The following is a 13,453-nucleotide window of genomic DNA, read 5'->3' as shown; positions in this document are numbered from 1 at the left end:
CCGCGCGGGCCGCCCCGCTCAGCGGTCCGAGTACCGCAGACGCTGGACGGCGGACGTCGCGTGGCGCCCGACGTTCTGGCGGACCTCCGCCACCAGTCCCGCCCCCACCCGCCGGTACGGCACGTCCCCCAGCCCGATCGCCGCGATCCGCTCCTCCCCCTCGTCCGGCACCCCCGCCAGCGCCTCCCGCGCCTGCGCCCGCACCGGCGGTGTCAGCGGGGTCGACAGCAGCGGGTCCGCGTCACCCGGCAGTACGAGGACCAGCGCCCGGGGGTGCCGCGCGGTCCCGGTGTAACCGACGACGGCCGCGTCACGCGTGTCCGAATGCCGCACCTTCACCCAGGACTTGGTGTCCCGGGACCGGTAGCGCGAAGCCAGCCCCTTGCACACCAGCCCCTCCACCCCCTGGCCCACCAGGGCCTCGTACCAGAGCGCCGCCTGCTCGCGGTCGGTCGTCGCCAGCACCCTCTGCACCTGCGGGCCCGCCCCCTCCAGCGCGGCGCCGAGCAGCTCCCACCGCTGGACCAGCGGCAGTTCGCGCACATCGCGCCCCGGCACGGCCAGTACGTCGAAGGCGACGTACGCCACGACCACCCCGTCCGCCACCCGCGCCGCGTGCGGCCGCATCAGCTGTGCGAAGGCGAACGCCCCGTCCGCCCACGCGCACACCTCCCCGTCCAGCACCAGCCCGGCCGGCAGCGCGCCGATCGCGGCCGTGATGTCCGGGAAGTCCCGCGCCATGTTCCGCCCGGAGCGGGACTGGAGCACGGCCCCGGCCGCGCCGTCGCGCCCGCCGCGCGCGAACGCCACGCACCGGAAACCGTCCAGCTTGACGCTGTACTGCACTCCGCCCGGCAGCCCGTCCGCCGCCGGGATCTCCGGGATCGCCCGGGGCCGCATGACGTCCACGGGCGGTACGACCGTGACCACGGCGGTCACACCCCCGGCAGCGGATGGGCGTGGTCCGGGTCGACCAGCGGGGCGAGCAGGTCGCCGTACCGCTCCAGCCGTACGCCGATGTCCGCCGCCCGGAAGACGAGCCCCGCCGGGGCCGCCCGGCCCTCCTCGACCTCGTCCCAGGTCACCGGCGCCGACACGGTCGGCTCGACCCGCGCCCGGAGGGTGTACGGGGCGGCGGTCGTCTTCGCGGCGGCGTTCTGGCTGAAGTCGACGAAGACCTTCCCGGGGCGCAGCGCCCGCGTCATCCGGTGCACGACCAGCTCCCCGAGGGCCTCCTGCGCCTCCAGTGCGAGCGCCTTCGCGTACGCGGAGACGTCCTCGGACGGCGTCGGCTCCAGCGCCGCGAGCAGATGCAGCCCCTTGGAGCCGGAGGTCTTCGCGTACGACTCGATGCCGTCCGCCGCCAGCCGCTCCCGCAGCCACAGCGCGACCTCGCAGCACTCCGCGACGCTCGCCGGAGCCCCGGGGTCGAGGTCGAGGACCAGCCGGTCGGCGATGCCCGGCTCGGGGGCGAGCCACTGCGGCGTATGGAACTCCACCACGAGGTTCGCGGCCCACATCAGCGTCGGCAGGTCCTGGATGATCACCTGCCGCGCGAGCTGGCCCTCGGAGCGCCAGACCTCCATCGTCCGCACCCAGTCGGGTGTACCCTGCGGCGGGTTCTTGGTGAAGAACAGCTGCCCGTCGGGGCCGTCCGGATAGCGCAGGAACGAGATGGGCCGGTCGCGCAGATGGGGGAGGAACGCGGGCGCGGTCGTGGCGTAGTAGTGCAGCACCTCGCCCTTGGTGGTCCCGGTGGCCGGATAGAGGACCTTGTCCAGATTGCTGAGCGCCAGGCGCCGCCCCTCCACCTCCGTGATAGGCGACATACGATGAGAATCCCACGTAATCATCAATAAATGCGTCTCAAGGGGGCGAAACGTGCGATCCATCTGGAACGGCGCCATCTCCTTCGGCCTGGTCAGCATCCCGATCAAGCTGGTCAACGCCACCGAGCACCACTCGATCTCGTTCCGCCAGATCCACACCGCCGACGGTGGCCGGATCCGCTACCGCAAGGTCTGCGAGCTCGACGGCGAGGAGATCCCGGCCACCGAGATCGGCAAGGGGTACGAGGAGCCGGGCGGCGGAATCATGCCCATCACGGACGACGACCTGGCCGCACTCCCGCTGCCCACGGCCAAGACGATCGAGATCGTCGCCTTCGTACCGGCGTCCCGGATCGACCCCCTCCAGATGGACTCGGCGTACTACCTGTCCGCGAGCGGTGCGCCCGCCGCGAAGCCGTACGTCCTGCTGCGCGAGGCGCTCAAGCGCAGCGACAAGGTGGCCATCGCCAAGTTCGCGCTGCGCGGGCGGGAGCGGCTCGGCATGCTGCGCGTCGTGGACGACGTCATCGCCATGCACGGCCTGCTCTGGCCCGACGAGGTACGCGAACCGGAGGGGGTGGCCCCGGAGGCGAAGGTGACGGTCCGCGACGCCGAACTGGACCTGGCGGACGCCCTGATGGACACCCTCGGGGACGTCGAACTCGAATCGCTGCACGACGACTACCGCGAGGCGGTCGAGGAGATGATCGCCGCCAAGGCGTCCGGCGGCGAGCTCCCGGCCGAGTCGGCTCCGGCGGCCGGCGGCGGCCAGGTGATCGACCTGATGGCGGCGCTGGAGAAGAGCGTGCGGGCGGCGAAGGAGTCGCGCGGCGAGGAGGGCGAGGAGCCCGCGGCCGAAGGGGTCGCCGAGGTCACGCAGATGGCGGGCAAGGGGAGGGGCAGGGCGGCGGGAGGCTCGGCGGACACCGGGAGGAAGCCGGCGGCGAAGAAGACCGCGGCGGAGAAGAAGACCGCGCCGGAGAAGAAGACGACCGCGGCGAAGAAGACCGCTTCGGCTGCCCGGGAACAGCGGTCGTCCGGGCAGAAGCAGTCCGCGGGGCAGAAGCAGTCACAGGCCGCCGCGGCGAAGAAGACCACCGCCAAGAAGGCAGCCCCCAGGAAGCGCACATCGGCCTGACCGCCGGTCGAATGCGCTCCGGTCCGCGACCTTCGGTCTCCGAATTCCGTTGCCCCCGCAGCCGTGTTGGCGACGTATACCGCCACTTTTCACGGTGACGTCACCGCCTCTTCCTTTCCACCGGGTCCTCTTGGAACATTCTGAGCGCTTCTGTCTCCTCACACCCCAAGAGGCCCCACACCCATGCCAGAACTCAATAGGCGCCGCTTCCTCCAGATCGCCGGCGCGACCGCCGGTTTCGCCGCCCTGTCGAGCAGCATCGACCGGGCCGCCGCGATTCCCGCCAACAGCGTCTCCGGCACGATCCAGGACGTCGACCACATCGTCGTACTGATGCAGGAGAATCGTTCCTTCGATCACTACTTCGGCGCGATGAAGGGCGTACGGGGCTTCGGAGACCCGCGCCCGGTGACGCTGCCGAGCGGCAAGTCGGTCTGGCACCAGGCGGACGGCAGCAAGAAGGTGACGCTGCCGTTCCACCCGACGGCCGACGATCTCGGCATGCAGTTCCTCCAGGGCCTCAACCACGACTGGGCCGGCGGCCACAAGGCGATCAACAAGGGCAAGTACGACCAGTGGGTGCCCGCCAAGACGCCGACGACGATGGCCTACCTCACGCGTGAGGACATCCCCTTCCACTACGCGCTCGCCGACAGGTTCACGGTCTGCGACGCGTACCACTGCTCGTTCATCGGGGCGACCGACCCGAACCGCTACTACATGTGGACGGGCTACACGGGCAACGACGGCGCCGGCGGCGGCCCGGTGCTCGGCAACGAGGAGTCGGGGTACGGCTGGACGACGTACCCCGAGCGGCTGGAGAAGGCCGGTGTCTCCTGGAAGATCTACCAGGACACCGGCGACGGTCTGGACGCGGCGGGTCACTGGGGCTGGATCAACGACGCCTACCGGGGCAACTACGGCGACAACTCGCTCCTGTACTTCAACCAGTACCGCAACGCCAAGCCCGGCGACCCGCTCTACGACAAGGCCCGTACCGGCACCAGCGTCAAGAACGGCGACGGCTACCTCGACGACCTGAAGGCCGACGTCCGGGCGGGCGAGCTGCCGCAGATCTCCTGGATCGCCGCTCCCGAGGCATTCACCGAGCACTCCAACTTCCCCTCGAACTACGGCGCCTGGTACATCGCGCAGCTGCTCGACGCGCTGACCTCCAACCCCGAGGTGTGGAGCCGCACGGCCCTGTTCATCACGTACGACGAGAACGACGGCTTCTTCGACCACGTCGTGCCGCCGTACCCGCCCGCCTCCGCCGCGCAGGGCAAGTCGACCGTCGACACCACCACCGAGCAGTACGCGGGGGGCACGTCGTACGCGGCCGGCAACTACGGCCTCGGCCCGCGCGTCCCCATGCTCGTCGTCTCCCCCTGGAGCACCGGCGGTTACGTCTGCTCCGAGGTCTTCGACCACACCTCGATCATCCGCTTCATGGAACGCCGCTTCGGCGTCAACGAACCCAACATCTCGCCGTGGCGCCGCGCCGTCTGCGGCGACCTCACCTCGGCCTTCGACTTCGCCACTCCCGACGCGCGCCCCGCCGAGCTGCCCGACGCCGCCGGGTACGAGCCGCCGGACCGCGAGCGCCACCCCGACTACCGGCCGACCCCGCCCGCCGTCGGCACCCTGCCCCGGCAGGAGCCCGGCGCGCGCCCGGCCCGCGCGCTGCCCTACGCGCCGTACGTGGACGGCGCGGTCAACACGGCCGACGGCCGGATCGCCCTCACCTTCAGCCCGGGCGCGGCGGCCGGGGCGCAGTTCTACGTCACCTCGGCGAACCGCACCGACGCGCCGTGGACGTACACCGCCGAGGCCGGCAAGAAGATCTCCGACACGTGGAACTCGGCGTACTCCAAGGGCACGCACGACCTCACCGTCCACGGCCCCAACGGCTTCCTGCGCACCTTCCGCAGCCCCGCCAAGACCGCGTGCCCCGAGGCCACCGCCCGCCACAACGCGACCACCGGAAGCCTCGACCTGACGCTGACGAACCCGGGCGCCACCACCGCCAACCTCACGGTGAGCAACGCCTACGGCGGCCAGCCGCAGACGTTCGCGGTGCGCGCGGGCGCCACGGTGACGCACACCGTGGACCTGCGTGCCACCAAGCGCTGGTACGACGTGACCGTGGTCTCCGACACCCACGCCACCTTCCTGCGCCGCTTCGCCGGCCACGTGGAGACCGGCGCCCCGGGGGTGAGCGACCCGGCGACGCGCACGGTCTGACGTGCGTCAATGCCACACGGTTTGACGGGCGACCGGATGGAGGACGGGTAGGACGGGCAGGTAGGGACGTACAAGCGGGGGGTAGGCAAGCAGGGGCAGGCCATACCCCCACGACATGTGGGGGGCACTGACCCGGCCCGGCTGTCTGCTCCCGTCCCGTTCGGCCCCGTCCCGTCTCCTCCCGACTCTGGTGGTCTGCCTGCGTGCCTGCGCCTGCAACCTGCTGGGCTACAGGCGCGGTCGGCCGGGCGGCGCTGGTGGCGGTCTTCGCCGGGGCGACGGTGGGTGCCTGCGTGCGGTGGCCGGGACCGCCGCCCGGGGCCGGTGACGCCCGCGCTGCACCTCCGGCGCCGTCGCCGGACGGGGTGAACATCCGGCGGAACCCTCGACGGACGGCCATCCCCTTACGTACCCCTCCCCTCGCCCCGCGGTGAGGGCGCACTGGGGCTGGGTCCTCACCGATCCGCGACGGCCGTTTCATGTCCGCTGCCAGCCCGCTCGGACGCCGACCCGCCGCCTGCCATGCGCCCGGCCAGCTGGACAACACAGTCGCGTACGACTGACCCCAACTCCCCTTCAGCCACGTGGGATCCGACGATGAGGCGGGACAGCTGCGGTACGGCACTCGGCCAGGCGGCCAGGCCGATGAGCGAGAGCAGCGTCACGGCGGCCTCCGGCCCCGGCGCGAGGCCCAGCCGCTCCGCGAGTGCGTCGACTTTCAGCGAGTAGCCCGCCGCGCGGTCCTGCTCGCCGACGACGTCCGGTTCCGGGTGGTGCAGTGCCTCCCACAGGAGCAGCCGCAGCAGCTCCGGGCGCTCGCGGTGGAAGTCGTACACCGAGCCCACCCACTGCGCCACGTCGTCGCCCGGTGTGCCGACGGCTTCCGTGAGCTCGTCCATGGCCGCGCCGACGGTCGCCGCGAACAGGCCGTCCTTGCTGCCGAAGTGGCCGTAGACGCGCTCCTTGTTGACCCCGGCCAGCTCCGCGATGCGGTCGACGCGGGCCCCCGCCACGCCCAGGGCGGCGAACTCCTGGCGAGCCGCTCCCAGGAGCTTCTGCCTCGTCACTGCTGTGTCTCTTGCCATGACCCCACACTACCCAACCAATCAGTTGGAACACGTTGACATCCAACTGGTTGGTTGGTTGCATGGCGGCCATGATCACCGACTCCACCGACTCGACCGACTCCACCGAGGTCACCGACTCGACCGGCACACCCTCGGCGAAGCCGCTCCCCACGACCAAGCCGTCCACGCAGGCCGCCGCGCCCCGGCCCGATGTCCAGGTCGAGGCCGCGTCATTCCGCAGAACGGTGCCCGCCCTTTGCGCGGTGGGCGTCCTGATGGTCGGTCAGCTCTACACGGTGCTCCCGGTGCTCGGCCTGCTGGCGGAGTCGTGGTCGACGACGGCCACCGCCGCGGGCTGGACCACGACCGCCTTCGGCTTCGGTTACGCCGCCGGATTCCTCTTCTGGGGTCCGCTGTCGGACCGCTTCGGACGCCGGAAGCTGATTGTCCTCGGCCTGTTCCTCACCGCGCTCACGACGGCGGCAGTGGCCGCCGCGCCCAACTTGGCAGTGGGCTGCACCATCCGCGTCGTACAAGGACTGAGTGCGGCCACCTTCGCGCCACCCGCCTTCGCCTACATCGCCGAGCGCATCGAGCCGGCCCGGCGAGTGGCGGCCATGACCTGGCTCACCAGCTCGTTCCTCTCGGCGGGTGTGCTCGGCCAGGTGTACGCACAGTCGGTGTCCGACGGGGCCGGCTGGCGAACGGTGTTCCTGACCTGCGCGGCGGCGATGGTCGGCGGCGCGCTGCTGCTGCGCGGCGTACTGGACGAGGACACCGCTTCGGCCACCCCCTCCGCGCTCGACGCCTACCGCGCGATGGGAAGACTGCTCACCAAGCCGTCCCTCGTCCTACTGCTGCTGTCCACGGTCACGCTGCTGTGCGGCTTCGTAGCCGTCTACACGGGGCTCCAGGTGGCCGGCCCGGCCCGACTGACCGGCGACCCGGACGCGATGCTGCTGTTGCGCGCCGGTTCGCTGCCCGCGATGGTGCTGGTGCCGCTGGTCACCCCGTTCCTCGTGCGGCTGCCGGCCGTACGCCGCGTGGTCGGCGCCCTGCTGCTCGCCGCCACGGTGAGCGCGGCCTCCGCGACGCTCGCGCGCGGGGGCGACCTCGGCGTCGTACTGCTGGGCGCGCTGCTGTTCGTCTTCGTCTTCGCCATCGCGGTGACGGCGCCGGCGCTGGTCGAGGCGATCGGCGCGCAGGCGGGCCCGGCGCGCGGCGCGGCGGTCGCCCTCTACACCTTCGCCCTGTTCACCGGCGCGAGCGCCGGCCCGCAACTGGCGACGGCGGCCGGCGGCTACGCCACCGTCTTCGCGGCGATCGCCGGCGTGCTGGGCGTGGGCGCACTACTGGCAGCCGCAGGCCACCACACACACCGCTGACCCACACCGCCCCCACTGGGCACGGCGACGCACAAAGCGGCCCAGGGAAGCACGCACCAAGGGGGCCCCCACGATCCCGATCGGCCTGCCTACCGCTGAGGGAGTTGGACGTCGACCGCTCGCATCACTCGTTATGGCGCGCTCCTTATGCGCGGTGCGCACACAATGCCCAGAATTGACACACGATGTGTTGTGCCGAACCTTGGGAGTGAAAGACCATGCCGACGTACGTCACGTTGCTGAACTGGACCGATCAGGGGATCCGGGCCTACAGGGACACCCCGCAGCGCGCCGAGGCGTTCGCCGCAGCGGCGCAAAAGCTCGGGGCGAAGCTCCTGAACATCTACTGGACCGTCGGTTCGTACGACCTCGTGGCCGTCGTAGAGGCACCCGACGACGAGACCGCCACGGCGATGCTCCTGCAAGTGGGCGGGCTGGGCAACGTCCGTACCACGACGCTGCGGGCCTTCGACCGGGAGGAGATGGACCGCATCATCGCCAAAGCCACGGGCTGAGGACTTCCGGACCGACAACCTGTTACGCGAGTACCAGTGACGCGCTCACGCCGGCACACTCCGAGGCTCTCGCCATGACGCGCCCCGACCTGCGCGGACGCGCCAAGACTCGTCCACGAACAGTCCAAGGAGTCCGTCACCCCACCGCTCCGAGCGGCATGCGGCCGCACATACGCGAAGACCCCGTTCTCAGCGAAGCGCTGATGGCGGGGTCTTTGGGCACTTCCTGCGAAGTGCCCCCGGCAGGATTCGAACCTGCGCACACGGCTCCGGAGGCCGTTGCTCTATCCCCTGAGCTACGGGGGCGTACCGCCGTGGTTAAGCGGCGACGGGTTGAACACTACCAGCTCCGGCCGGGTGTTCATGAACAGGTTTTGGGAGCCGGCGGTGGGTCGGTGGTGGGTCGGTCGTAGGTTCCTGAGCAGGCCGGGGCCTCCGGGGTGGTGGGGCTCGGTGGGGCGAGGGCCTCGCCGTCCCTCCTCCGGGGTGGAAGTCGGCAAAAGCCGGACGCGGTGGTGGGGGGCGACCTACTCTCGAGTTGTGCCAGGCGTGTCCGGCCGCGTGCTTGTTGTGGACGACAACAAGGTCATCCGGCAGTTGATCAGGGTCAATCTCGAGCTGGAGGGCTTCGAGGTGGTGACCGCGGCCGATGGTGCCGAGGCGCTGGACATCGTTCATCGCGTCTGCCCCGATGTCGTCACCCTGGATGTGGTCATGCCACGGCTCGACGGGCTGCGTACGGCCGCGCGGCTGCGGGACGACCCCCGGACCAGCCATCTGCCCGTCGCGATCATCAGCGCGTGCACGCAGTACGAGGTGGAGAGCGGCCTCGCCGCCGGGGTCGACGTCTTCCTCTCCAAGCCCTTCGAACCCGCCGAGCTCGTCAGGCTCGTACGGCAGTTGATGCGCCAGGCCAACCCACCGTCCGCCGACGGGCGACACGAAGTGGGGCAGGCCGAGCAGGCCGAGCAAGCCGGACCGGCCGGGCGTTCGGTCGGCTGACCTCCCGGCGACCGGCCGGAGGCCGCTGCCCGACTCGGGGAGTACGCGCTGCCCGCGACCGTTGACGTACACGCTGCCCGCCGCCCTGGTGGGGGTGCGCCGTCGGCGATCGTCGTCGGTCCGGCCCGGTGAGGGGCGTCGGCTTAATCGACGGTGAGCTTGTGGCCGGGGTGATCAGCGGTCCCTGGGGTGCCCGCATGGCGAAACCGGTTCGCGTGAGGCCCCCCCTTCTCCCATACGCTTGTGCCGTGACCCCCGCAGAGCTCTCTCGTACCGTGCTGCGCGCCGTGCGTCGCGCCGCGGACGAGGACGGGCTGCGGGCGCCGGTGCCGGAGCTCGCAGCCGTCGAGCGGCCGCGGCCCGGTGGCCGTGGTGACTACGCCACCAACGTCGCCCTCAAGCTCGCCGGCCCCGCCCGCCGGCCCGCCCGCGAGGTCGCGGAGATCCTCCGCGCGCGGCTCGTGGGGGAGGAGGCCATCGTTGCCGTCGAGGTCACCGGGCCCGGATTCCTGAACTTCACCCTCGCGCGGGACGCGCACGATTCCGTCGTACGTACCGTCCTCGCCCAGGGCCCCGCCTACGGGCACGGCAGTGCCCTCGACACCCACGTCGTCCAAGTCGGCAGCGGGCCCCTCGCCGACGCGGTCGCCCGGCTGGCCCATGCGATGGGTGCGAGCGTCGTTCGCCCGGAGGGAGAGGCGCAGGTGTACGTCCACCCCGGCCCCCGGCCGGATGTCCACCCCTCCGCCCCGTTGGGCCATCCCGCCCCCCGGTTCGGCGGCCGTCCCGCCCCCCGGCGCGACGCCCACGCCCAGCCCGCTCACACCGACCCGCTCGTCGCCCGGCTCGGGCGTGACGCCGCCGTGTGGCACCTCATCTGGCCCACCGCCACCGCCACCCCCGACGACCTCCTCGTCCAGCGAGAGACCAACCCCCTCTTCCGGGTCCGGTACGCCCACGCCCGTACCCGCGCCCTGCTCCGAAGCGCCGCCCGGCTCGGGTTCACACCGGCCGAGCCCCTCGCACCGGGCGCCGAAGTCGCACCGGCCGAGCCTCTCGCACCCCGCGCCGAAGTCGCACCCCGCGCCGAAGTCGCACCGGGCGCCGAAGTCGCACCGGGCCGGGACGAAGGACGACCAGGCGGCGAAGGCGGAGTGAGCCGTGCGGGCGCGTCGGGCGCCGGGCACGGTGAGCTGCTGCGTGCCCTCGGCGACTACCCCGCCGTCCTCGAAGCCGCAGCCCGCCACCGCGCGCCCGACCGGCTCGCGCGGCACCTGGACACGACGGCGGAGGCGTTCTTCCGCTTCCACGACACCCACCCCGTCCTGCCTCTCGGCGACGAGAAACCCTCGGTCGCCCACCGTTCCCGGCTGGCCCTCGCCGAGGCCACCGGAACGGTGCTCGCCGGCGGCCTGTCCTTGCTCGGCATCACCGCACCCGAACATCTGTGAGAGAGACAGAAGGACCATGAGCCGTTCCGCACACCCCGCCGGGCCCCGTCACGCCGATGTGTACCCCGAGGGCCACTACACCGCCCCGGCCGCCGACCTGAACCTCCTCGACGAGAAGGTCTGGGCGCGGTCCGTACGGCGCGACGACGAGGGTGTCGTGTCCGTCGGCGGCCTCGCGGTGACCCGCCTCGCCGAGGAGTTCGGCACCCCCGCCTACTTCCTCGACGAGAGCGACTTCAGGGCCCGCTGCCGCGCCTGGGCCGACGCCTTCGGGCCGGACGCCGACGTCTTCTACGCGGGCAAGGCATTCCTCTCCCGCGCCGTCGTCCGCTGGCTCCGGGAGGAAGGGCTCAACCTCGACGTCTGCTCCGGCGGGGAGCTGACCACCGCCCTCGACGCCGGTATGCCCGCGGAGCGCATCGCCTACCACGGCAACAACAAGTCGGTCGAGGAGATCGAGCGGGCCGTACGCGTCGGGGTCGGCCGGATCGTCCTCGACTCCTTCCAGGAGATCGTCCGCGTCGCCCACATCGCGCAGAGCATGGGCAAGCGCCAGCGCGTGCAGATCCGCGTGACCGTCGGCGTCGAGGCCCACACGCACGAGTTCATCGCCACCGCCCACGAGGACCAGAAGTTCGGCATCGCGCTCGCCGACGGCCAGGCCGCCGAAGCGGTACGGCGCGCCCTGCGGCTCGACGGGCTGGAGCTCATCGGCATCCACTCGCACATCGGCTCGCAGATCTTCGACATGGCCGGCTTCGAGGTCTCCGCCCGGCGCGTGGTGCAGCTGCTCGCCGAAGTACGCGACGAACACGGCGTCGAACTGCCCGAGATCGACCTCGGCGGCGGCCTCGGCATCGCGTACACCTCCGAGGACGACCCCAGCGAGCCGCACCACATCGCCAAGGCGCTCAACGAGATCGTCAGCCGGGAGTGCGAGTCCGCCGGGCTCGCCACGCCCCGCATCTCCGTCGAGCCCGGACGCGCCATCGTGGGCCCCACCGCCTTCACGCTTTACGAAGTCGGCACGATCAAGCCGCTGGAGGGGCTGCGTACGTACGTCAGTGTCGACGGCGGCATGTCGGACAACATCCGCACCGCCCTGTACGACGCCGAGTACAGCGTGGCGCTCGTCTCGCGCACCTCGGACGCCGCGCCGATGCTCGTCCGCGTCGTCGGCAAGCACTGCGAGAGCGGTGACATCGTGGTGCGGGACGCCTTCCTGCCCGCCGACCTCGCGCCCGGTGATCTCATCGCCGTGCCCGCGACCGGCGCGTACTGCCGTTCCATGGCCAGCAACTACAACCACTCGCTGCGCCCGCCGGTCGTGGCCGTGAACGACGGTGAGGCGCGGGTGATTGTCCGGCGCGAGACGGAGGAAGATCTCCTGCGTCTCGATGTCGGCTGATGAAATAGACGTCTCGCAATCTGGACCGGGGACAGAAACTCCCGTCCGGTGAGTGAGACTGGTTCACACTCAAGCAAGAAACGCTGGGCCGAATGAAAGGCGTAGGTCGAATGATGCGTACGCGTCCGCTGAAGGTGGCGCTGCTGGGCTGTGGTGTGGTCGGCTCAGAGGTGGCGCGCATCATGACGACGCACGCCGACGACCTCGCCGCCCGCATCGGGGCCCCGGTCGAACTGGCCGGGGTCGCCGTGCGCCGCCCCTCCAAGGTGCGTGAGGGCATCGACCCCTCCCTGATCACCACCGACGCGACCGCCCTGGTCAAACGGGGCGACATCGACGTCGTCATCGAGGTCATCGGCGGCATCGAGCCGGCCCGCGCCCTCATCACCACCGCGTTCGAGCACGGCGCCTCCGTCGTCTCCGCGAACAAGGCGCTGCTCGCCGAGGACGGCGCGGCCCTGCACGCCGCCGCCGAGCAGCACGGGCGTGACCTGTACTACGAGGCCGCCGTCGCCGGCGCCATTCCGCTCGTACGCCCGCTGCGCGAGTCCCTCGCCGGGGACAAGGTCAACCGGGTGCTCGGCATCGTCAACGGCACGACCAACTTCATCCTCGACAAGATGGACACGAGCGGAGCCGGTTACTCCGAAGCGCTCGACGAGGCCACCGCCCTCGGGTACGCCGAGGCCGACCCGACCGCCGACGTCGAGGGCTTCGACGCCGCCGCCAAGGCCGCCATCCTGGCCGGGATCGCCTTCCACACCCGGGTGCGGATCGGCGACGTGCACCGCGAGGGTCTGACCGAGGTCACGGCCGCCGACATCGCCTCCGCCAAGCGCATGGGCTGCACCGTCAAGCTCCTCGCCATCTGCGAGCGCGCGGCCGACGGCAAGTCCGTCACCGCCCGCGTCCACCCGGCGATGATCCCGCTCACCCACCCGCTGGCCTCGGTCCGCGAGGCGTACAACGCGGTCTTCATCGAGGCCGAGGCGGCCGGGCAGCTGATGTTCTACGGCCCGGGCGCCGGCGGCGCTCCGACCGCCTCCGCCGTCCTCGGCGACCTCGTGGCCGTCTGCCGGAACCTGGTCGCGGAGACCACCGGGCCCGGCGAGTCCGCGTACACCCAACTTCCTGTCAGCTCCATGGGGGAGGTCGTCACGCGGTACCACATCAGCCTGGATGTGGCCGACAAGCCGGGTGTTCTCGCCCAGGTCGCGACGGTCTTCGCCGAGCACGGTGTCTCCATCGACACCGTGCGCCAGCAGAGCCGGCAGGACGGAGTCGGCGAGGCATCCCTCGTCGTCGTCACCCACCGCGCGCCCGACGCCGCCCTTTCGGGGACCGTCGAGGCGCTGCGCAAGCTCGACACCGTGCGCGGTGTCGCCAGCATCATGCGTGTTGAAGGGGAGTAAGG

11 protein-coding genes and 1 tRNA gene are annotated in these 13,453 nt (G+C 71.4%); 8 read left to right on the top strand and 4 right to left on the bottom strand.

Going from position 1 to position 13,453, the window contains the following annotated elements; translation table 11 throughout:
* Window positions 1-18 precede the first annotated feature (18 nt).
* On the bottom strand, window positions 19-939 hold the full coding sequence (locus AS594_RS11555) for an ATP-dependent DNA ligase (RefSeq protein WP_240508988.1): 921 nt from the start codon (window positions 937-939) through the stop codon (window positions 19-21).
* A complete protein-coding gene (ligD, locus tag AS594_RS11550) occupies window positions 936-1,829 on the bottom strand; it encodes a non-homologous end-joining DNA ligase (RefSeq protein ID WP_069926949.1) in 894 nt (297 codons plus the stop codon). The genes AS594_RS11555 and ligD overlap by 4 nt, the downstream gene beginning before the upstream one ends.
* A 52-nt stretch (window positions 1,830-1,881) precedes the next feature.
* Between ligD and ku the strand changes: the two genes are divergently transcribed.
* Window positions 1,882-2,967, top strand: coding sequence for a non-homologous end joining protein Ku (ku, locus tag AS594_RS11545; RefSeq protein ID WP_069926948.1), 1,086 nt, complete (start codon window positions 1,882-1,884; stop codon window positions 2,965-2,967).
* 183 nt (window positions 2,968-3,150) lie between these two features.
* Complete coding sequence (locus AS594_RS11540) at window positions 3,151-5,211, top strand: phosphocholine-specific phospholipase C (protein WP_069926947.1); 2,061 nt, start codon at window positions 3,151-3,153, stop codon at window positions 5,209-5,211.
* A gap of 455 nt (window positions 5,212-5,666) precedes the next feature.
* Here AS594_RS11540 and AS594_RS11535 read toward each other — a convergent pair whose 3' ends face one another.
* Window positions 5,667-6,296: a TetR/AcrR family transcriptional regulator gene (locus tag AS594_RS11535; protein WP_069926946.1), complete on the bottom strand. Its 630-nt coding sequence runs from the start codon at window positions 6,294-6,296 to the stop codon at window positions 5,667-5,669.
* A 71-nt stretch (window positions 6,297-6,367) separates the two neighbouring features.
* Here AS594_RS11535 and AS594_RS11530 point away from each other — a divergent pair, with 71 nt between their 5' ends.
* Both AS594_RS11530 and AS594_RS11525 read left to right on the top strand, forming a co-directional pair.
* Window positions 6,368-7,663, top strand: a complete 1,296-nt coding sequence (locus tag AS594_RS11530) for an MFS transporter (RefSeq protein WP_206281713.1) — start codon at window positions 6,368-6,370, stop codon at window positions 7,661-7,663.
* 218 nt (window positions 7,664-7,881) lie between these two features.
* Window positions 7,882-8,178, top strand: coding sequence for a GYD domain-containing protein (locus AS594_RS11525; protein ID WP_069926945.1), 297 nt, complete (start codon window positions 7,882-7,884; stop codon window positions 8,176-8,178).
* A 234-nt stretch (window positions 8,179-8,412) separates the two neighbouring features.
* Here the strand turns inward: AS594_RS11525 and AS594_RS11520 are convergent.
* Window positions 8,413-8,484: transfer RNA gene (locus tag AS594_RS11520), tRNA-Arg, on the bottom strand.
* 180 nt (window positions 8,485-8,664) lie between these two features.
* Between AS594_RS11520 and AS594_RS11515 the strand changes: the two genes are divergently transcribed.
* From AS594_RS11515 to AS594_RS11500, 4 genes are all read left to right on the top strand, one after another.
* Window positions 8,665-9,180 (top strand): response regulator, encoded by a 516-nt coding sequence (locus AS594_RS11515; RefSeq protein ID WP_079144665.1) that lies wholly within the window; start codon window positions 8,665-8,667, stop codon window positions 9,178-9,180.
* A gap of 248 nt (window positions 9,181-9,428) precedes the next feature.
* Window positions 9,429-10,631 carry an ArgS-related anticodon-binding protein NrtL gene (gene nrtL, locus AS594_RS11510; RefSeq protein ID WP_069926927.1) on the top strand — a complete coding sequence of 401 codons (1,203 nt, stop codon included), beginning with the start codon at window positions 9,429-9,431 and terminating at the stop codon, window positions 10,629-10,631.
* Between the two features lie 16 nt (window positions 10,632-10,647).
* Window positions 10,648-12,039 (top strand): diaminopimelate decarboxylase, encoded by a 1,392-nt coding sequence (lysA, locus tag AS594_RS11505; RefSeq protein ID WP_069926926.1) that lies wholly within the window; start codon window positions 10,648-10,650, stop codon window positions 12,037-12,039.
* Between the two features lie 113 nt (window positions 12,040-12,152).
* Window positions 12,153-13,451, top strand: coding sequence for a homoserine dehydrogenase (locus AS594_RS11500; RefSeq protein WP_069930446.1), 1,299 nt, complete (start codon window positions 12,153-12,155; stop codon window positions 13,449-13,451).
* The last annotated feature ends 2 nt before the right edge of the window (window positions 13,452-13,453 follow it).

This window comes from Streptomyces agglomeratus, assembly GCF_001746415.1.
Taxonomy (GTDB): domain Bacteria; phylum Actinomycetota; class Actinomycetes; order Streptomycetales; family Streptomycetaceae; genus Streptomyces; species Streptomyces agglomeratus.
This window is presented reverse-complemented; position numbering and strand designations above follow the sequence as displayed.